General features: G+C 68.6%; 19 protein-coding genes. 9 read left to right on the top strand and 10 right to left on the bottom strand.

Going from position 1 to position 19,868, the window contains the following annotated elements:
* Positions 1 to 86 precede the first annotated feature (86 nt).
* The gene (locus GQ56_RS0119350; RefSeq protein ID WP_031400186.1) at positions 87 to 2,297 is read right to left on the bottom strand and encodes a xanthine dehydrogenase family protein molybdopterin-binding subunit; all 2,211 of its coding nucleotides are present in this window, start codon (positions 2,295 to 2,297) and stop codon (positions 87 to 89) included.
* Between the two features lie 2 nt (positions 2,298 to 2,299).
* Positions 2,300 to 2,761, bottom strand: coding sequence for a (2Fe-2S)-binding protein (locus GQ56_RS0119345; RefSeq protein ID WP_031400185.1), 462 nt, complete (start codon positions 2,759 to 2,761; stop codon positions 2,300 to 2,302).
* A 180-nt stretch (positions 2,762 to 2,941) separates the two neighbouring features.
* Here GQ56_RS0119345 and GQ56_RS0119340 point away from each other — a divergent pair, with 180 nt between their 5' ends.
* Positions 2,942 to 3,865, top strand: coding sequence for an AraC family transcriptional regulator (locus tag GQ56_RS0119340; protein ID WP_031400184.1), 924 nt, complete (start codon positions 2,942 to 2,944; stop codon positions 3,863 to 3,865).
* Positions 3,866 to 3,931: 66 nt separating this feature from the next.
* Here GQ56_RS0119340 and GQ56_RS0119335 read toward each other — a convergent pair whose 3' ends face one another.
* The 6 genes from GQ56_RS0119335 to GQ56_RS44430 form a co-directional block, all read right to left on the bottom strand.
* A complete protein-coding gene (locus GQ56_RS0119335) occupies positions 3,932 to 6,574 on the bottom strand; it encodes a glycosyltransferase (protein WP_031400183.1) in 2,643 nt (880 codons plus the stop codon).
* Between the two features lie 26 nt (positions 6,575 to 6,600).
* On the bottom strand, positions 6,601 to 8,004 hold the full coding sequence (locus GQ56_RS0119330) for a UDP-glucose dehydrogenase family protein (RefSeq protein WP_031400182.1): 1,404 nt from the start codon (positions 8,002 to 8,004) through the stop codon (positions 6,601 to 6,603).
* A gap of 39 nt (positions 8,005 to 8,043) precedes the next feature.
* On the bottom strand, positions 8,044 to 9,033 hold the full coding sequence (gene galE / locus GQ56_RS0119325; protein ID WP_031400181.1) for a UDP-glucose 4-epimerase GalE: 990 nt from the start codon (positions 9,031 to 9,033) through the stop codon (positions 8,044 to 8,046).
* The gene (locus GQ56_RS0119320; RefSeq protein WP_031400180.1) at positions 9,030 to 10,037 is read right to left on the bottom strand and encodes a UDP-glucuronic acid decarboxylase family protein; all 1,008 of its coding nucleotides are present in this window, start codon (positions 10,035 to 10,037) and stop codon (positions 9,030 to 9,032) included. The genes galE and GQ56_RS0119320 overlap by 4 nt, the downstream gene beginning before the upstream one ends.
* Positions 10,030 to 10,428: a hypothetical protein gene (locus GQ56_RS39405; RefSeq protein ID WP_235212714.1), complete on the bottom strand. Its 399-nt coding sequence runs from the start codon at positions 10,426 to 10,428 to the stop codon at positions 10,030 to 10,032. Before GQ56_RS39405 ends, GQ56_RS0119320 begins: the two co-directional genes overlap by 8 nt.
* A 285-nt stretch (positions 10,429 to 10,713) precedes the next feature.
* Complete coding sequence (locus GQ56_RS44430) at positions 10,714 to 10,899, bottom strand: hypothetical protein (protein WP_152601790.1); 186 nt, start codon at positions 10,897 to 10,899, stop codon at positions 10,714 to 10,716.
* Positions 10,900 to 12,128: 1,229 nt separating this feature from the next.
* Here GQ56_RS44430 and GQ56_RS0119310 point away from each other — a divergent pair.
* The 3 genes from GQ56_RS0119310 (at position 12,129) to GQ56_RS0119300 (ending at position 13,510) form a co-directional block, all read left to right on the top strand.
* On the top strand, positions 12,129 to 12,452 hold the full coding sequence (locus tag GQ56_RS0119310) for a hypothetical protein (RefSeq protein ID WP_031400179.1): 324 nt from the start codon (positions 12,129 to 12,131) through the stop codon (positions 12,450 to 12,452).
* Positions 12,453 to 12,564: 112 nt separating this feature from the next.
* The gene (locus GQ56_RS41490; RefSeq protein ID WP_075122969.1) at positions 12,565 to 13,155 is read left to right on the top strand and encodes a hypothetical protein; all 591 of its coding nucleotides are present in this window, start codon (positions 12,565 to 12,567) and stop codon (positions 13,153 to 13,155) included.
* A gap of 73 nt (positions 13,156 to 13,228) precedes the next feature.
* Positions 13,229 to 13,510 carry a hypothetical protein gene (locus GQ56_RS0119300; protein WP_031400177.1) on the top strand — a complete coding sequence of 94 codons (282 nt, stop codon included), beginning with the start codon at positions 13,229 to 13,231 and terminating at the stop codon, positions 13,508 to 13,510.
* A gap of 106 nt (positions 13,511 to 13,616) precedes the next feature.
* Here the strand turns inward: GQ56_RS0119300 and GQ56_RS46550 are convergent, their stop codons facing one another.
* Positions 13,617 to 13,820 (bottom strand): hypothetical protein, encoded by a 204-nt coding sequence (locus GQ56_RS46550; RefSeq protein ID WP_160257520.1) that lies wholly within the window; start codon positions 13,818 to 13,820, stop codon positions 13,617 to 13,619.
* Between GQ56_RS46550 and GQ56_RS45585 the strand changes: the two genes are divergently transcribed.
* From GQ56_RS45585 to GQ56_RS0119280, 4 genes are all read left to right on the top strand, one after another.
* Positions 13,807 to 15,366 carry a chemotaxis protein CheA gene (locus GQ56_RS45585; RefSeq protein ID WP_161788567.1) on the top strand — a complete coding sequence of 520 codons (1,560 nt, stop codon included), beginning with the start codon at positions 13,807 to 13,809 and terminating at the stop codon, positions 15,364 to 15,366. The genes GQ56_RS46550 and GQ56_RS45585 overlap by 14 nt on opposite strands.
* Before the next feature lie 158 nt (positions 15,367 to 15,524).
* Entirely contained in the window at positions 15,525 to 16,109 is a 585-nt protein-coding gene (locus tag GQ56_RS0119290) for a hypothetical protein (RefSeq protein WP_031400175.1), read from the top strand.
* Positions 16,110 to 16,220: 111 nt separating this feature from the next.
* Positions 16,221 to 17,642, top strand: a complete 1,422-nt coding sequence (locus GQ56_RS0119285) for a sigma-54 dependent transcriptional regulator (protein WP_031400174.1) — start codon at positions 16,221 to 16,223, stop codon at positions 17,640 to 17,642.
* Positions 17,643 to 17,770: 128 nt separating this feature from the next.
* Complete coding sequence (locus tag GQ56_RS0119280) at positions 17,771 to 18,277, top strand: hypothetical protein (RefSeq protein WP_031400173.1); 507 nt, start codon at positions 17,771 to 17,773, stop codon at positions 18,275 to 18,277.
* Positions 18,278 to 18,307: 30 nt separating this feature from the next.
* On the opposite strand, the gene GQ56_RS0119275 is transcribed toward GQ56_RS0119280, so the two are convergent.
* On the bottom strand, positions 18,308 to 18,802 hold the full coding sequence (locus GQ56_RS0119275; protein WP_031400172.1) for a hypothetical protein: 495 nt from the start codon (positions 18,800 to 18,802) through the stop codon (positions 18,308 to 18,310).
* 378 nt (positions 18,803 to 19,180) lie between these two features.
* Between GQ56_RS0119275 and GQ56_RS0119270 the strand changes: the two genes are divergently transcribed.
* Positions 19,181 to 19,858 carry a response regulator transcription factor gene (locus GQ56_RS0119270; RefSeq protein ID WP_031400171.1) on the top strand — a complete coding sequence of 226 codons (678 nt, stop codon included), beginning with the start codon at positions 19,181 to 19,183 and terminating at the stop codon, positions 19,856 to 19,858.
* Positions 19,859 to 19,868: the final 10 nt, after the last annotated feature.

Genomic DNA, 19,868 nt, shown 5'->3' with positions numbered 1-19,868 from the left:
TGCAACACGACGCGACGTCGGGCCTTTCCCGCCGTATCGGGAAGCGCCGGCCGCGGGACGTCCCCGTTCCGCGGCCGGCGAGCCCGTCAGGCCTTCGCGTCGTCCGCCGAATCGAACGGCAGCACGTAATGCCGCTTGCCCGTCGCCGCGAAGATCGCGTTCGCGACCGCCGGCCCGACCGGCGCGACGCCCGGTTCGCCGACCCCGGTCGGCGCTTCGGCCGACGGCACGATATGCACCTCGACCCGCGGCATCTCCGCCATCCGCAGCACGTGGTAGCCGTCGAAGTTGCGCTGCTCGACGCGGCCGTCCTTCAGCGTGATCGCGCTATGCATCGCCGCGCCGAGCCCGAAGCCGATGCCGCCCTCCATCTGGGCGGCGACGATGTCGGGATTGATCGCGATCCCGCAGTCGACCGCGCACACCACGCGTTCGACCTTCACCTTCCCGTCCGCGTCGACCGACACCTCGGCCACCTGCGCCACATAGCTCTTGAACGCCTCGGCCACCGCGATGCCGCGCCCGCGGCCCTTCGGCAGCGGCGTGGCCGGGTCCCAGCCGGCCTTCTGCGCAGCCAGGTCGAGCACCGCGCGCATGCGCGGCTCCTTCGCGAGCAGGTCGCGGCGGAACGCATACGGATCCTTGCCTGCCGCATGGGCGGCTTCGTCGATGAACGCCTCGACCGCATACGCCGTGTGCGAACTGCCGACCACGCGCCACCACAGCACGGGCACGCCCGTCTTCACGGTCGCGAGTTCGACCGACACGTTCGGCACCGCGTACGGCAGGTTCGCCGCGCCCTCGACCGACGTCGCGTCGATGCCGTTCCTGACCATGAACGCCTCGAACGGCGTGCCCGCGAGGATCGACTGGCCGACGATCCGGTGGCGCCAGCCAACCAGCCGGCCGTCGGCGGTCAGCCCCGCGTCGAGCTTGTGGAAGTACATCGGCCGGTAGAAGCCGCCCTGGATGTCGTCCTCGCGCGTCCACTGCAGCTTGACGGGCCGGCCGTCCGCGCCGAGCGCCTTCGCGATCGACACGGCCTCGACCACGTAGTCCGACCACGCGTTCGCACGCCGGCCGAAGCTGCCGCCCGCATACAGCGTGTGAATCTGCACCTGCTCGGGCTTCAGCCCCGCGATCCGGGCCGCGTTGGCCTGGTCGACCGTCTGGAACTGGTCGCCGGCCCAGATCTCGCAACGGTCGGCCGTCAGCATGACGACGGCGTCGAGCGGCTCCATCGGCGCGTGCGCGAGATACGGAAATTCGTAGGTCGCGCCGATCTTGCGCGCCGCGCCGGCGATCGCCGCATCGGCGTCGCCGTCCCTGCGCGCCGACGCGCCAGGCTGGTCGGCGAGCTGCCGGTATTCGCGCATGATCTCGTCCGAGCCGCGTTTTTCGGCGTGTGTCTCGTCCCATTCGATCTTCAGCGCGTCGCGACCTTGCTTCGCGGCCCAGAAGCCCGTCGCGACGACCGCGACGCCGCCCGGCACCTGGACGACCGACACGACGCCCGGCACGGCTTTGGCGGCCGTCGCGTCGAACGACTGCACCGTCGCGCCGAAGCGCGGCGGGCGCTGCAGCAATGCGACGCGCAGGTCGGGGAAGGTGGCGTCGAGCGTGAAATGCGCGGTGCCGTTCGATTTCGCCGGCGCGTCGACGCGCGGAACCCGGTGCCCGATCAGCCGGAACTCGGCCGGCTGCTTCAGCACGACCCGCTCGGGCACCGGCAGCTTCGACGCATCGGCGACGAGCGTGCCGTACGCGGCCGTCCTGCCGCTTTTCGCGTGGGTGACGACGCCGTCGGCCGTCGTCAGTTCGCCGGCCGGCACCTGCCAGCGGGCCGCCGCGGCCGATACCAGCATCGCGCGGGCCTTGCCGCCCGCTTCGCGCAGTTGCTGCCACGAGTTCGCCATGGCCGAGCTGCCGCCGGTGCCCTGCATCGTGCCGAACGCGAGGTTCGCGTAGCGCTTCGCATCGGCCGGCGCGCTTTCGACGCGCACGCGCGACCAGTCGGCGTCGAGCTCCTCGGCGACGATCGTCGCGATGCCCGTATACGCGCCCTGGCCCAGTTCGACGTGCTTGGCGATGACCGTGACGGCGCCGTCGGGCCTCACGCGCAGGAACGCGTTCGGCGCGAAATCGCCGGCGGGCGCGCTCGCGGCGAGCGCGCGGCGGCCGAGGCCGGCCCATTCGAAGCCGATCGTCAGGCTGACGGCGGCCGTGGCGCCCGCGGCCTTCAGGAACGTGCGGCGCGACGCATGCACCGACCCGGTGTCGTCGAGTTCGATCGTCATGGTCAGGCTCCCAGCGTTGCGGCCGCGTCGTGGATCGCCGCCCGGATCCGGGCGTAGGTCGCACAGCGGCACAGGTTGCCGTTCATCGCGGTATCGATGTCCGCGTCGGTCGGTTTCGGGTTCTGTTCGAGCAGCGCGGTGGCCGACATGATCTGGCCGGACTGGCAGTAGCCGCATTGCGGCACCTGCAGCTTGACCCAGGCGGCCTGCACGGCCTGTGCGGGCCTGCTCCGCAGGCCCTCGATCGTCGTGACGTGCTTGCCCGCGATGCCGGCGAGCGGCAGCACGCACGAGCGGACGGCCTGGCCCTCGAGATGCACGGTGCACGCGCCGCACTGCGCCATGCCGCAGCCGAATTTCGTGCCGGTCAGTCCCGCGTGTTCGCGAATCGCCCAGAGGACGGGCATCGACGGATCGGCGTCGAGCGTGACGTTCTTGCCGTTCAGGACAAACGAGATAGGCATGTTGGTTGTCTCCGTGGGGAATACCCGGCATGCGCCGGGTTAGCGGCAGTGTGCGCGGGCGGCCGGTCTTTGCGTCTACCCAATCCTGCAAATTTCTTGAACAATCCTGCAAATCCCCGCTGCGTCGCGGGCGGGTTCGCTATGCTCCCGCGATATGGGGAAATCAATCGAGGATGTGTCATGGACATGACCGATATCGCGGCATCGCGCGAATCCGGGCGGCGTGAGCTGGCGTCGCTGATCGGCCGTTTCGCGCCGGCGGACGGCTCGCATTCGACGGCCGTGCCGGGCCTGATGCTGCACCGGCACGCCCGGCCGGTCGATCTCGGCTGCGGGGTGTCGCGGGCGGCGCTCGTGATCGCCGCGCAGGGCGCGAAGCGCGTGATCGTGGCCGGGCAGGCCTATGAATACGACACGCACAATTGCCTGATTACCTCGATCGACTTGCCGATCCTGTCGCGCGTGACGCGCGCGTCGCCCGACGCGCCGTACCTGTGCCTGTCGCTGACGCTCGATCCGCAGCGCATCGTCGAGCTGGCGGCCGAAATGCGGCTGCCCGAGCCCGAGGCGGGCCCCGAAGGCGAGGGGATCGCGCTCGCCGAGCTGACGCCGCCGCTGCTCGACGCCGCGCTGCGGCTGCTGCGGCTGCTCGATACGCCGGTCGACATCCCGGTCGTCGCGCCGCTGATCGAGAAGGAACTGCTGTACCGGCTCATGACGAGCGGGCAGGGGACGCGGCTGCGGCACATGGCGATCACCGGCAGCCAGACGCACCGGATCGCGCGCGCGATCGAATGGATCCGCGATCACTTCGCGGAGCCGATGCGCGTCGACTCGCTCGCGCAGGCCGTCAACATGAGCGTGTCGTCGCTGCACCACCATTTCAAGCACGTGACGACGCTCAGCCCGCTGCAGTACCAGAAGCAGCTGCGGCTGCACGAGGCGCGGCGGCTGCTGCTGCGGCAGGGCGGCGACGTCGGGTCGGTGGCCGCCGTGGTCGGCTACGAAAGCGCGTCGCAGTTCAGCCGCGAGTACAGCCGGCTGTTCGGCGCGCCGCCGATGCGCGACGTCGTGCAACTGCGCAAGCGGGAACTGCTCGGCTGACGGCGCGACGGCGGCGCGTCGTCGCAGCCGCCGCCGCTGTGCCGCGCGCCGAGTGCCGGCCGCCGGTCATTTCGCGACGACCGTCGTCTGCAGGAACGCCGGCGGAATCCGCCAGTCCGGCACATAGTGCGCCGGCCACGCGCCGGGCGTATCGACCGAATTGAAATAGACCACGGCCTTCAGCAGCGGATAGCGCCACAGCGACCGCTGGAGTTCGGCGAGCGCCTCGCGCTTGTGCGCGCTCGACCCGTCGACGCCGAGTTCCGTGACCATGACCGGCAGCCCGTAGTCGGTCACCCGCTCGTACTTGGTCCGCAGGATGCTCGTGGCGGAAGCATGGCTGCTGACCGGCCAGATCGCACAGCGCGGGCAGTCGAAGACGGACAGGCCGATTTCGTCGACGTATTCGCGGCCCGGGAAATAGTCGTCGAGATTCCGGTTGCCGGCCGGCGACCACACGAAGCGGATCTGGTCGGTCATCGCGCGGCACGCGGTCACTACGCGCCGGTAGGCGTTGACATAGGCCGGCGCGTCGCCGACGGCCCACGGATAGCGTCCCGTGTCGGCCTCCATCTCGTGGCCCCAGCGTACGAATACGGAGCCCTTCAGGGCGGCGAGCGCCGAGCAGGTGTCGGCGATCCGCGTGTCATAGCGGCCGTGCGCGATATCCTCGAGCAGCGCGCCCGGCCGCGTGCCGCTGGCCGCCCACGGCTCGACGGTCACGATCAGCGAACGGTTGCGCGCCTGCGCGCTCCGGTAGGCGTCGTCGATTTCCACCTGGATGTCGGGCGCGTTCCATGACACGAACACATGATCGAACGCGAGGCCCTGGTCGGCCGCGAGCGTATTGTCGGGATCGTACGCGCCGAGCTCGGGCTGCTTCACCGGTTCGCCCGGCGCGGGGGCGGCCACGGCCGGCAATCCCGAGCGCCACATCATCGCCTGCCAGCCCCTCGGCGCGCGCAGCCCGATGCCCGACAACAGCATCGCGAGCGCGATCGCGAACAGCGCGTTGCGCACGGGCAGGCGGCTGAAGAACATCTGCCGGAACGCCGACGCATCGAGCCCCTGCTCGCGGCCGTGATTCACGGTGACGACGGCCGCGATCAGGAGATACAGGATGCTCGTCAGCGTCGAGAACAGATAGAAGCCGGCGGCGTTGCGCGGGTTCTCCACCGTGACGACGGGCAGGCTGCAGAACAGCGAGATCAGCAGGTACGGCGCGACGACGCGCAGCGGCGCGTCCGTTTCGATCGCGCCGCCCTTCGGCGTGACCTTGAACGGAAATTCCTTGCCGCGCGCGCAGTCGAACAGCGCCGACGCGCAGCCGAGCACGACCCACGGCCAGCGCGCGAACACGAACGACAGCCCTTCCCAGGACAGTAGTTTCGTATTCAGCGGGCGGCACGACTGCGTCGTATGCGTGGCCCAGCTCACGACGCACAGGAGCAGCGCGGTGAGCGGCAGCGCGTAGGCGAGGTAGGTCAGGTAGTCGACGTGCGCCCAGACGCGGCCGGTGAACAGCGCGACGACCGGAATCACGACGCCGCCCGCCATCGCGAGCGCGCAAAGCGGGTACCACATCTGGCAGAACAGGAACTGCGCCTTCAGCTTCAGCGGCAGCCCCGTGAAATAGCGGCGCGTGTAGCGCAGCATGATGATCATCACGCTCTTGGACCACTGGAATTCCTGCGTGGCCAGATCGGCGAACGTGCGCGGCCCTTCGCCGTTCGCGATCGCGTTCAGCGCGTGCATGCCGCGCCAGCCGCGCGCATTGAAGATCATCGTGGTCGAGTGATCCTCGGCGAGCTCGGGCCCGAGCCCGCCGATCTCGCGCAGCGCGCGGCAGCGCACCGCATAGTGCGAGCCGATGCACAGCGGCGCGAGGCCGCCCGCATAGCCGGCCTGCATCGTGCCGTGCAGCGGCCCCTCGACGTTGACGCGCCCGCGTGCGCTCCAGCTCGACGCCGCATTGCTGTCGCAGATGCTCGGCGCCGACACGTAGCCGACTTCCGGATCGACGAACGGCCGCAGCATCTCCTCGAGATAGGTGCGGGTCGGCACGTGGTCCGCGTCGAGCTGCGACACGAAATCGTAGTTGTCGTAGCCGTAGGTGTCGTAGAAGTACGCGAGGTTGCCTTCCTTGCAGCGGGTCCGGCGCGGCCAGCTGGCGCGGTGGTACGCGGCGACCCCGCGCCGTGTCGACACGAATACGCCGTGTTCGCGGCACCAGTCGAGCGTTTCGGGCGACGGGTCCTCGTCGGCGAGCCACGTATCGTGCGGGTAGGTCTGGTCGAGCATCGCGAGCAGCGTCGTGCGGACGATCCCGAACGGCTCGGACGGCGCCTTGGTGACGACCATCGCGACGCGCCAGTCGCGCGGCACCGGCAGCGCGGGGTTCGGCACGACCGCCGAGCGGATGATGCAGATGAAGTAGCCGGGAATGAAGGTGGTCCAGAACAGCACGAAGCAGTTGACGCCGAAGCGGAACGCGTCGACGTAGTGCTCGTCGCGCAGCCACCAGCGCCAGAAGACGGCGAGCGCGGCGAACCAGCACAGCGCGAGGACATGGAATACGACGCTGCTGCCGTTGTCCATCAGCGGGACGACGAGCGGGACGTCCGCATGCAGCGATCCGGTGCGATCGGCCTGCGTGTCGGCGGTGTCCGGCGCAGGGCCGCCGGCCAGCGACGCAACCAGCTTCTTCATGGTGTTCTCCCGTGGAGGTAGGACCATCATTCCTGAAGCAGGCCGCGCGGCGGCCGGGGATCCTCGCTTGCGTGCCGCGGTTCCGGCGCCGGGTCCGCCGGCGCGCGCTCGCCGCACGAGCAGCCCACGCGTTCGTAGCGGCGAAAGCCGCTGTCGACGGCCAGGCGTTCGCTGAACAGGTTGCGCATGTCGAGCATCACCGGATCGGCCATGTGATCCGCGAGGTCGGCGAGATCGAGCGCCTCGAACGCCTTCCATTCGGTCATCACGACGACGGCGTCCGCGCTGCGCACCGCGTCGATCGCGGAGCCTTCCATGAACACCTGCGGCAGCAGCCGCGACGCTTCGTGCGGCCGGGCCGGGTCGTATGCGCGGATGTGCGCGCCCGCGCCGACGAGCAGCTGGATCACGTCGATGCTCGGGCTTTCGCGCACGTCGTCCGTCTGGCCCTTGAAGGTGAGGCCGAGCACGGCGATGCGCTTGCCCCTGATCGTGCCGCCGCAGGCTTTTTCGATGCGGTGCAGGATCTGCTCCTTGCGCAGCGCGTTCGCTTCGATCGCCGCGCTGACGATGCGCAGCGGCACCGCGTACTCGGAGGCGGTCGCCTTCAGTGCGCGCGTGTCCTTCGGGAAGCACGAGCCGCCCCAGCCGGGGCCGGCCTTCAGGAACGACGCGCCGATGCGCCGGTCGAGGCCCATGCCGTTCGCGACCAGCTCGACGTCGGCGCCGACCGCTTCGCACAGATCCGAGATCTCGTTGATGTAGCTGATCTTCACCGCGAGGAACGCATTCGCCGCGTATTTCACGAGCTCCGCCGTCTCGATCCCGGTGGCGAACACGAGATGGCCCATGGCTTCGAGCGGTGCGTAGATGGCCCGCATGATCTCGATCGCGCGCGGATGCTCGGCGCCGAACACCACGCGGTCCGGATGCATGAAATCGTCGATCGCCGACCCTTCGCGCAGGAACTCCGGGTTCGACGCGATCGCCGGGGCGACGCCGTCCGGCGCGCAGCGCTCGACGATCTGCTGGACGATCCGGTTGGTGCCGACCGGCACCGTCGACTTCGTGACGACGACCGCGAAGCCGGTCAGGTTCGACGCGATCTCCCGGGCGGCCGCCTCGACGTACTGCAGGTCCGCGCGATCGGTGCCCGGCAGCGTCGGCGTGCCGACCGCGATGAACACCGCGTCGCGGTCCCGCACGCTCGCCGCGAGATCGCTGCTGAAGCGCAACGTGCCGCGTTCGACGGTGCGTGCGACGACGGCGTCGAGGCCCGGCTCGTAGATCGGCATGCGACCTTCGTTGAGCGCGTCGATCTTGCCGCGATTGTTGTCGATGCAGACGACGTCATGCCCGAGATCCGCGAAGCACGCGCCGCTTACGAGCCCGACGTAGCCTGTGCCAACGATGGCGATCCGCACATTCATGGTGGTTCCCCTGACGGGCGTTCCGTGAAGCGTGCCCGGTTATTTTCCCGATTCGACCTGCAACGCCTTTTGAAACCACGCCGCGGCGTGTTCGACCATGTGCTCGATCGCGGTGAACCGCGGCCGCCAGCCGAGCACGAGCGCGGCCTTGGTCGCGTCGGCGTACAGCTCGGGCGGGTCGCCCGGGCGGCGCGCGACCTTCACCGTCGGCACGCCGCGCCCGGTCACGGCTTCCACGGCGCGCAGCGCGTCGAGCACCGAGGTCCCCCGGCCGGTGCCGAGATTCAGCGCGACGCTGTGGCCGCCGCCGCACAGATAGGCGGTCGCTTTCAGGTGCGCGTCGGCGAGGTCGCTCACGTGCACGTAGTCGCGAATCGCCGAACCGTCGGGCGTCGGGTAGTCGGTGCCCATCACCTGGAACGCGTTGCCCGTGCCGAGTGCCGCGCGGATCGCGAGCGGCAGCGCGTGCGTTTCCGGTTCGTGGCACTCGCCGATCTCGCCGTCGGGGTCCGCGCCCGCCGCGTTGAAGTAGCGCAGCGCGACCCACTTCAGCCCGTACGCGCGCTCGAAATCGGCGGCCATCCGCTCCATCGCGTACTTGGTGAAGCCGTACGGATTGATCGGCATCTGCGGCGTGCGCTCCGAGATCGGCAGCCGGTCGGGGATGCCGTACGTCGCGCACGACGACGACATCACGATCCTGCCGATGCCGGCCGCGTGCATCGCGTTCAGCAGCGTGCAGGTGCCCGTGACGTTGACCGTGTAATAGCGCTCGGGCGCCAGCACCGATTCGCCGACGTAGGCGAGCGCGGCGAAATGGATCACGACGTCGGGCCGGTACGTCGCGAACGCCTTCGACAGTGCGTCGCGATCGAGAATGTCGGCCGCGACGAGCGGCCCCCAGCGCACCGCGTCGCGATGGCCCGTCGACAGGTTGTCGTAGGCGACCGGCTCGTGTCCCGCCGCCGCGAGCGCCTTGCAGGTGTGGCTGCCGATATAGCCGGCGCCGCCCGTCACGAGCACTTTCATGCCGTTGCCCCGGTCACGTGCCGCACCGGTTCGAGCCACAGTTCGCGGCTGAAATAGTCGACGGTGCGGCGCAGGCCTTCGCCGAGATCGACGCTCGGCCGCCAGCCCAGCTCGGTCGCGGCGATCGAGATGTCGGGCCTGCGCTGGTGCGGGTCGTCGATCGGCAGCGGCCGGAAGACGATCTCCGAGGTCGAGCCCGTCATCGCGAGCACTTTCTCCGCGAGCTCGAGCATCGTGAATTCGCCGGGGTTGCCGAGGTTGACCGGCGTGCCGATGTTGCGCTCGGCGCTCATCAGGCAGAAGAAGCCGTCGATCAGGTCGCTGGCGAAGCAGAACGAGCGCGTCTGCCGGCCGTCGCCGTAGATCTCGAGCGGCGCGCCGTTGAGCGCGCCGACGATGAAGTTGGACACGACGCGGCCGTCGCGCGGCGACATCCGCGGCCCGTAGGTATTGAAGATGCGTGCGACGCGCACATCGATCCCGTGCGTGCGGTAGTAGTCGTAGCACAGCGCCTCGGCCGCGCGCTTGCCTTCGTCGTAGCACGCGCGCGGGCCGATCGTGTTCACGTTGCCGCGATAGGTTTCCGTCTGCGGGTGCACGCCGGGGTCGCCGTAGATCTCGCTGGTCGACGCCTGGAACACGCGCGCGCCCGTCTTGCGCGCAAGCGCGAGGCAGTGGTTCATGCCGAGCACGTTCGTCATCATCGTGTGGACGGGATCGATCTGGTAGGTGGGCGGCGACGCCGCGCACGCGAGATTCCAGATCTCGTCCACCTGCAGGTGCGGCAGCCCGAGCGACACGTCGCCCTTCACGAACTCGAAGCGGCCGGATGCCTTCAGGTCGGCGACGTTGAGCTTGCGCCCCGTCAGCAGGCTGTCGATGCACGTGACGGACGCGCCTTCCATCACCAGGCGTTCGCACACGTAGCTGCCGAGAAAGCCGGCGCCGCCCGTCACGAGGACGCGCTGACCGGCGCGCGTTTCGAGCGCGACCCTGTCATTCATGGCTTTCCCCTTCGTCGTTCAGCGCCGGGAGCCCGGCGTCGATCTGCTCGACGGCCGCGCGCACGCGCTCCATTCCGCTGCACGGGCAGCGTTTCGGCAGGCGCCGGTTCGCATGTGCCGAAGTCGACGAGGCGCCGCGACAGGCGCTCCGGTTGCGTTGACAGCCCCGTTGCTGCTTGAACGACGCAAGCGTCGATCGATCAGAGGTGATCTTCATCGCCGTATCCCCGAGATGCTGATTGACGAGCGGGCCGTCGCCCGTATTTTTTTGCCGTGGCGCGCCGCTCGATGAGCGGTGCATCAGGCAATCGGCATGCCAGCGGCGGCGCAGCGCCGTTGTGCGCGCGCACCATCGCGCGATCGCCGCGCGCCGCGCGGGCTTCTGTTTCACGCATGAATCGTGGGGACAGGAAAGCGACGCGCCCGATTGCCCAGGCGCGCCGATTCGATCCGATCAAACGCGCGATGAATCAGGCTTTTACGGGATGAACCTCGTCATGAAATACATGAGGCGGACATGTTTCAACGATGAGAAATTCGTCAATAAAGGATTGAAAATGTTGCCTGCGTGAATCGTGTGTCGCGCGATTTCTCGTGTGAAAGCCGGGGTCAATGAAAGTGAAAAATTGATGTGAACGACCGTGGCTGGATGATGCGTTTTCATTTGTTTTGATTGTTACGCGCGTAATCCGGATTTCTTCTTTTTAGCCGGTTTCGCTGTTCGATCGACATCTGATCGCGTCGGCATTTTCACGAATGAATCAAAATCGTTTGGGCCGTCGATGCGAACGCGTGCCGGTGGCGTATCGGCGGCGGTCGCGCCCGGTTCGCGCGGCCCGGCGGCGAGCGAATCGATTCTCATTCGTCGTGGCGGGACGGCGGGCCGCTTGCGCGGCGACCCGCGGTTCGCGGGCGGCCGGGCGCGCGCCGCCCGGCCTGCGAGACGGCGTCCATCTCAAGTTTGAAACACGCGTTCACGTGGCCGCCCGCGGCGTGCCCGCGCACCGGATTCGTCCGTCTAATCCGGCGCTTGCATTGCGGCGTGCGTGGATCGCAGCGGGCGTCGAAGCGTGAATGCGATACATTCCTGAAACAAAAAATGCCGTTCCCGACGGCGGGTGCCGGTGTAGCGGCCGTTTGCCGCGCGCAATCGGCGGTGGAATAACGCGTGGCACGCTGCTTGCGGTACTGGACGCACCGGCGAGCGGTCGACACGGCGTAACGAACAAGTGGGCGACCAACTCGTCAATAAGCAGTCGGGGAAACGGCGATGAAGACTATAAGCAGTAGCTTGATCGGCGCATATTTTGCGCCCCCGTGGGGTAGTCGGAAACATCGGGGTATTGCTCGCGACGCGGTGCCTGCTTCGCGGGTCGCTCCGTACCGGTTTCTTGCCCGCCGCGCGCTTCGCGTGCTGGCGCGGCTGCCGCGCCTTGCGACAGGCGGGCGACAGCGGTACTCGCATTCATTCAGCTCACCCGGACGGATCGGGCTGTTCGTGCCAGACAGCCTGATGCCGCTTCCCCTTCGTCCGTACCGGACCGTCTCGGTCGCGCCCGGCCAATACCGGCGCCGGCCGGACTAGATCGATCTCCAGTCGGCCGGATCATCCGGAAGACCTTTCGTCGACAGCTCAGGGAGAAAACATGCCACCTGGCTGCAATGCGGGGCCGTCGCCGCGCCGATAAAGGGCGCATTTTGAGCGGCGCTGCATTTTGCGGTGGTCGATGTATTCGCGCATTTCGATTCCGGCACGGGAGGCCGTATATCGGCATGCCGTCCGGCGGGGTATCGGGTGTCGCGATCCGGATGGATGGGGGAATCTTTCCGGCTTGAATGCAAATAGTGTTTTCTGTTAAAGACCTAATCGTCTTAAAAATAATAGAAAACACTTACTAGAAAAATTTGGATTACTTAAAAATGCGAGCCTAAACTTCGGCTGGTCAAAATAACAAAAGAATGCAATTGAAATGGATGCAGGTTTCTTGTAATTGGATAGTGATCCTTATTTTTGAGGATTGCTCAAATCGGGAAGGTTGATGGCGTGCGATCTTCCTGATTCATTCTGTCCACGCCGTTATGGAGTCGACCATGAAGAAGCTTCTGATTGCAGCAGCAGTTCTGGCGGTTTCGGGTGCAGCGTTCGCAGGTAGCGGCACGGTGTCGAGCAGCAGTGCGTCGAGCGGCGGTTCGACGGCAGCTGGCGTTGTCGGGTTCGGCACGTTCGCCGCAACCGATTCGGGCGCGGCACTCGGCGCCGCAGGCGCAGTTGCCGGCGGTCCGGGGAGCGGCTCGATCTCGTACACGAGCCACACCCAATCGTCGTCGGTTGGCGGCTTCGGCTTCGGTGGCGCGCAAGCAGGCGGCACCAGCGGCGCGAATGCCGGCTCGATCGGCTGGACGACGCACCACTAAGCCGCGACGCGTAGCGTTCGTCATTGGCTGGCGGTACGGATGCCGGGTGTCGCCCGATGGGGGGCAAGCCCGGCTCCGCCACCGCCGAACTTCCTCACAGCAAGGAATTGCTATGAAAGCCAAAGTCATATTAGCGACAGCGCTTACCGTCTTATCGTCGGTTGCAATGGCAGCAGGTTCGTCCACGACCAACCAGACGCAATCCGTTGCGGCTGGTGTATCCGGGTCGGTGCTGGTCGGTTCCGGCAGCTATACCAGCAACTCGACGTCGACGGCAGGTGCAAGCGCAGGCAGTACCGTGACACCCGCTGGTTCCGCCGGCACGGCATCCGCTTATCACGACTCGACCTCGACGGCCAGCGGTTCAGGCACGAACGGGGGCGCATTCGCGGCAGGCGGCGGTATCGGTGCCGCAGGCTCGTACGGTGGAAACAGCAGCACGAGCGAAAACGCGAACGCGTTGTCGGGAGGAGTGAGCGCCACGATCGTACTCGGCGCGAACAAGTACACGGCCACCAGCGCGAACGACCAGGGTAATGCCAACGCGGGCGCCGCCGGGGTAACCGGTAGCGGTGGGTCTGGTTCGATCGCAGGCGCGGATCACACCAACTCGTCGACCGTGTGGAGTACCGGTTCGGCCGGCTCGCCGTCCGCATCGGGCGGAAGCCAGGCCAGTTCGAGTGCGACCGGCAGCAGTCATTAGTCAGGTGTGGGGGGACCAGTTTCCCTGCGACGCTGGTCTCTTTTCCCACATTGTTGTCACGTAAGGAGTTGGCATGAAGCAGAAACTGATTGCCGCCGCTCTGATGCTCGCGTCTCTGACGGCGTATGGCGTCGACCGTATTGCCGACGACGTGCAATCGAATTTGCAGACGTCAAACAGCCCTGACCAGACAACCAAACCGTCAGAACAACAAACGCTTTCTTCGGGCAGTGCCATCGGTGAACCGAACGCCCAGCAGTGGCAGGGCATGTCGGCGGCCTCGTGGTCTCAGCTGGGCAACGGCTGGAAGCAGTTCGGGGAAGCACGCAAAGCTGAAGGGATTCAGGGGAATTAATACGGTTGCCTGGGTGGGAGGTCAAACCTCGTCCGGAGAGTGAAATGAACAGCAACAGGATCAAGGTGGCATGTGCGGCGATGTTCGCGATGACCACGATCGGGGCTCAAGCGCAAACCGCCGATTCGACTTCGAATGCGCAGTCATCGACGTCGTCGACAGCGGTCAGCCAGGGCGGCGGTTCGAGCATGAGCTCGAACACGAACACGAACACCACGAGTTCGCGCGGCGGCAACGCCAACAGCTCCAGCGGGGTGCGCAGCAGCGGGAATTCGAGCGTGAACGTGAACGTGACGGTGCCTTCCAGCACGAGCGGCGGCTCGAACCTGACGCCACAGAGCGCGAGTTCGCTGCAGTCGGCGGGCGCGCCCGGCACCAGCGCATACAACACCCAGTCGGCGGAAAACGTCAACTATTCGGGCACCCAAACGATCAAGACGAACCCCGCGATCCAGGCGCCGGGCCTCACGACCACGCTGTCCGACACCTGCATGGGATCGGTGAGCGTCGGCGTGTCGTTCCCGGGGTTCGGCGCGACGGGCGGCACGACGCTGGTCGATCAGGCCTGCGTGCGTCGTCTCGATGCGCGTGAATTCCGTGCGATGGGCCTGACCGACGTCGCGCTCGCGCTGCTTTGCCAGAGCGACGCGAACCGGCGCGCGGTGGAAGCGACCGGGCATCTGTGCCCGGGCACGACCGCGCCGCTCGCCCGTTCGAACGTGGCGCCGAGCGCGGACGCGACGGTTGCGGACGATCTGAAGTACCGCGATCCGATCGTGCGCGACCGCATGGGATTGCCGCCGCTCGGTTCCGCCGCGCCGGCGCCCGCGCAGACCCGCCCGGTGGCGACGACCGCAGTGCAGGCGGCACCCGTGTCGGTGCCGGTGCCGGTACCTGTGCCGTCGATGGCGCCGGTTGCCGTGGCCCCGGCAGCGGCAGCGCCGGCTGTCGCCGCAGCCGCGCCGGCCGTCGCGGCGCCCGCGGTTGCCGCCGCAGCGCCCGCAGTGGCCGCAGCCGCACCGGCGGTGGCAGCGCCCGCAGTGGCCGCCGCAGCGCCGGCCGCAGCCGCACCGGCCGTGGCAGCACCGGCCGTGGCTGCCGCAGCGCCTGCGGTTGCCGCACCCGCGCCCGCCGTGGCCGCCGCCGCACCGGCGGTCGCCGCTGCGCCCGCGGTGGTCGCCGCGCCTGCGGCTTCGGTCGCGCCGGAGGCCGCGATGGCCGCCGTGCCGGCTGCCGCCGTGATCGCCGCTCCGGTTGTCGCCGACAAGGCGTCGCAAGCGCCTGCCGCACCGGTCGCCGACACGAAGGCATCCGAGCCCGTGCAGCCTGTTGCCGACCAGACGCCCGCACCCGCGCCGGCGGTTGCCGATCAGGCGCCGCAACCCGCGCCGGCTGTCGTCGACGCGGGACCAGCGCCCGTTCAGCCCGTTGCCGACAAGGCGCCGGAACCGATGCCGGCCGCGTCCGACAACGCAGCGCAGGCCGCTGCCGCGCCGGCTGCCGACATGGCTCCGGCCGCGGCCGCCGCCGATGCGGCGCCTGCCGCCGACGCGAAGGCCGCGATGCCCGAACCGGCGGCCGATGCGAAGGCTGTCGAGCCGGCTCCGGTCGCCGCCGAAGCGCCCGCGCCGGAAGCCGTGCCGCCTGCCGCAGCCGCGGCGCCGGCCGACATGCCGGCCGATATGCCGGCGGCCGACGCGAAGGTGCCGGACGAGCCCGCGGCGCAGCCCGCCGAGATGCCGGCGCTGTCCGATCCGGCGCAGGGACTGCCGGCGGCCCCGGTCGACCAGCAAGCCGCTCCGGCTGCCCCGGTCGCACCGGCTCCGGCCGTCATGTCGACGAGCACGTCGTCGTAAGCACGCGGGTCGGTGCTCCCCCGTGCGGCCGCATGCCGGCCGCACGGGAGCCGCCCGAACCCGCTGCCCGACGGTCGTTTCCTGTTTGACGGGTGTTGGTCCCATCCCCGAGGTCAACACCTCTTTTTGCCTGACGAGGATGCAAGGAGGCCTCAATCATGAGGATCTTTTTGGTCGCTCTGCTGTTGTACAGCGCACAAGCCGCTGCGCAGGCGGTGTTTCAGAACCCTGCGGTGTTCGTCATCCTGGGCGAGCAGACCGCCGCGACGGCCGCGAGCCTCGACCAGGCGCTGACGACGCTCGGTCGTGCGGACAACACGGCATGTGCGCCGATGGTGATGATCGGCGATCCGCAGATGATCTACATGATGCCGGAGGAGGGCCACGCGCCATCGTGGCGATCGCCGGTGTACGGCCGCGGCGTGCCGTTCGAGGCGCAGAACGGGCCGGCGCCGACCGGCAAGACGATCGGCGCGATGCAGCATGCCGAGGACATGCAGTCGATGCCCTGGAGCGACGGCAGCGCGATCACGCAGAAGATCGCCGGCGAATCCAGCCTGACGGCGGCGGATCGGGTGAGCGGGTGGCAGCACAACGAGCTCAACACGATCGAGACCGCCCGCGCGGCGGAAGTGACGGTGAACGGCAAGACCTACCGGGCCTTTCGCGACGAGCTCGACCGATCCGCGAAGCCGGTCGTCGAGCCGCAGATCTACACGCAGCGCGTCGTTTTCTGCCGATAGCGGGACGTCGGTCCGGGGACGGCCCGGCGCCGCGCCGCGGGACCGCGAAGCTCCGCGATGCGCGATCCGGCCACGGCCGTTTCGACAATCAACCTACACGACGAGGCCATCGTGAACCATTGCTGCCAGATCAGGGTGTCGGGCCCGCAGGATCTCGAACGCGAGGCGGGCGCGGCGCCGTTCGTCGCCGTCCGGCGCAACCATGTCGTGCCGGCGCGGCCGCTCGTCTATCTGTCGCAGCAGCACGATGCCGCGCTCGTCGACTGTCTCGCGTCGCGCGGCTGGGACGTGTGGCGCGCGAAAACCGTTGCGGACGCACTGAATCTCGTCAGGGCAAACCGCCCGCATGCGGGCGTCGTCGATTTTGCCAGCTTCGGGTCGCCCGACGTCGCGTCGTTCGAGGCGCTGCTGCGCGACCCGCGCGTCGGCTGGGTCGCGCTCGCGGACGACGAGCGGCTGCGCGACCTCGCGATCGCGCGCCTGATCCGTCATTGCTGTTTCGACTTCGTGCGCAATGCGACGGCCTACACCACGATCGGCTATCTGGTCGGCCATGCCTACGGGATGCTGAAGCTGGCCGACGGCGCCCCGGCCGCCGATGCGGCGCCGCCCGGCGGCGCGATGATCGGCTCGTGCGAGGCGATGCGCCGGCTGTTCGCGACGATCCGCAAGGTCGCGAACACGGATGCCACCGTGTTCATCGCCGGCGAATCCGGCACCGGCAAGGAGCTGACGGCGGCGGCGATCCACCAGCAGTCGATGCGCGCCGAGGCGCCGTTCGTCGCGGTGAATTGCGCGGCCATTCCGTCGACGCTGCTGCAGGCGGAGCTGTTCGGCCACGAGCGCGGCGCGTTCACGGGCGCGCACCAGCGCAAGATCGGCCGGATCGAGGCCGCGCACGGCGGCACGCTGTTTCTCGACGAGATCGGCGACATGCCGTTCGAGAGCCAGGCGAGCCTGCTGCGTTTCCTGCAGGAAGGCCGGATCGAGCGGCTCGGCGGGCATGCGTCGATTCCGGTGGATGTGCGCATCGTGTCCGCGACCCACGTCGATCTCGAAGCCGCGATGCAGGCGGGGCGGTTCCGCGCCGACCTGTACTACCGCCTGTGCGTGCTGCGCATCGACGAGCCGCCGCTGCGCGTGCGCGGCCGCGACATCATGCTGCTCGCCGATCATGTGCTGCGGCGCTATCGCGGCGACAGCTCGCACCGGATTCGCGGCTTCCTGCCGTGCGCGGTCGAGGCGATCCACAACTATTCGTGGCCCGGCAACGTGCGCGAGCTGATCAACCGGATCCGCTTCGCGGTCGTGATGACGAACGGCCCGATGATCTCGGCCGCCGATCTCGAACTGCACCAGTACACGTCGGGGCAGCCGCCGACGCTCGCGGAAGCGCGCCGGCAGGCCGAGCGGCACGCGATCGAGGAAACGCTGCTGCGCCACCGCCACCAGCATGCGGATGTCGCGGCCGAGCTGGGCATCTCGCGCGCGACGCTGTATCGGCTGATGACCGCGCACGGACTGCACGGCTGACCGGCCCGCGCCGCCGCTCAAGACCGCGCGGCGGCCGCCGTTAAGACAGGAAACGGCCCGTCCGGACCGCCGGCGCGATGCGACGCGCGCGGCCGGCACGCGGCGCATCCCGCTTATCCGAGGTTACCGTGGCAGAGTGCAGTCACTGCGGCAGGACGTTCCTGGCCGGCGGGCGGACGATCGACGGCCGCCGCTATTGCCGTCCGGCGTGCGCGCACGCGCATCCGATCGTCGTCGAGGCCGAGCGCGTGCCCGACGCGAAGGTCTGGGAATACGTGCACGACTGGCGTTACGGGCCGTGCCCGATCTGCCGTCGCGACGACCTCCCGGTCGATGTCCATGCGTCGCATCGCGTCGTGTCGCTGCTGTTCGTCACGCGCTGGGCGACGCAGCGCCACGTGTGCTGCCGGCGCTGCGGCCGCAGGAAGCAGGCGGTCGCGCTGCTGGCGTCGGCCGCGTTCGGCTGGTGGGGGCTGCCGTGGGGCGTCGTGCTGACGCCGATCCAGCTCGTGCGCAACGCGCTCGGGCTGGCCGCGCGCGACCCGGAGGTCGCGACGCGGCAGTTCGAGCAGCTCGTGCGGCGCAAGCTGGCGGCGCGCCGGTTGCGGCACGCGCGGCCGGGCGCCGGCGCCTGATCGGGCGGCCCGGCGCGTCGCGCGGCGGGCTCAGTCGGCCGGCCGCTCGAACCCCGATGCGACCCAGCGCCCGGCGCTGGCCTTGTTCAGCTTGAAGCCGGCCGACACCTTCGCGTCGGCCAGCAGCTCGCCGTACGGATCGAACGCCTTGAGCTGCGCATACGGCTCGAACTCGTCCGGCACGATGTCGAGCGTCACCGACACATCCTGCCCGTCCTCGTCCTGGACGGTCACTTCCTTGTGCAGCATCGCGCGCCGCTGCTGCTCGTGCCGCATCAGCACCTCGGTCGCGGTCTTCACGAGCGTGCGGAACGCGTTCGCGTCCATCGGCTTCGGGTTCTTCTTGTCGCGGCCCATGGTCCACGGCCCGACGAGCGCGGGCTCGGCCTCGCCGTCCTTGATCATCTCGACGGCCCAGCCGTCGTCGTCTTCGTTCTTGATGATGCGGGCCGCCCAGCCGTTGTCGCGCCAGAGGCCGCTTTCGTGGATGGAGGTGTCGTCGGATTGCAGGTCGGATTCGGTCATGGGGAAAGCGCGGAGTACGGGCAGCCGGTGAACGGGCGGCGTGCGCGCGGCATCGGCGCGGCGTCGCCGCCGGCGAGCCCGGCGTGGCATGCAAAGGATGCGATTTTACCTGCTGGCCGGCCGCGTGGCCCGTGCCGCGCGCAACGCCGGCCATTCGGCCGATGGCGGCCGACGCCGGCCGCCCACCGCGTGAACCGGCGCAAATATCAAACTCGTATTACGTCCCCGACGCCCGATCCAGATGCCGTCCGATATCCCGCGTGCGCGTGGCTTCCTAGAATCGACCTTCGGGCTAAAAATATCCCGAACGTCCTTTCAACGCCAAGCCGGCCGCGCGCGCTCCGCGTCGCGCGGCCGGTGAACCACCTGGAACTGCGCATGAGGAAATTCAATGTTCGCATCGTCTTCGCGTACGACTGGCCGCTGACGCTGGCCGGCATCGAGCAGGTCGCGGGCGGCACCTGCGCGATCGAGCTCGTCGCGGTCTACCGCACCACGGCCGAACTCGTCGCGACGTTCGGCGGCGTCGATTGCGATGTCGTGCTGATCGACTACGCGATCCCCGGCGAGGGGCACATGGACGGCCTCGCGCTGCTCGACTGGCTGCGGCGCACACGTCCGGAAGTCGGGATCGTCGCGCTGGTCGCGAACGAGAATCCGCTGATCTTCCGGTCGATCCTCGCGCTCGGCGGCGTGAACGTGGTCAGCAAGTTCGACGAAGTCGGCCATATCGTCACGGCCATCCACGCGAGCTACAGCGGCGGGCGCTACCTGTCGCCGCGCGTGAGGCGCACGGTCGATGCATTCGACGAGCGCCGCGAGGCGCCGGTCAAGCTGTCGGCGCGCGAGATCGAGGTGATTCGCCTGTATCTGTCGGGCGTGCCGATCAAGACGATCGCGCAGCGCCTGAGCAAGGGCAAGCAGACGGTCAGCGCGCAGAAGATCAGCGCGATGAAGAAGCTCGGCGCGAACAACGACGTCGAGCTGATCCAGCGGGCGGCCGGGCTGGGGCTGGGGGGCGGGGCGGCCGCGCCGTCGTCCGGCGCGGCGGTGTGAGTCCGCGCGC

Origin of the sequence: Burkholderia paludis (genome assembly GCF_000732615.1) — a bacterium.
Classification (GTDB): domain Bacteria; phylum Pseudomonadota; class Gammaproteobacteria; order Burkholderiales; family Burkholderiaceae; genus Burkholderia; species Burkholderia paludis.
This window is presented reverse-complemented; position numbering and strand designations above follow the sequence as displayed.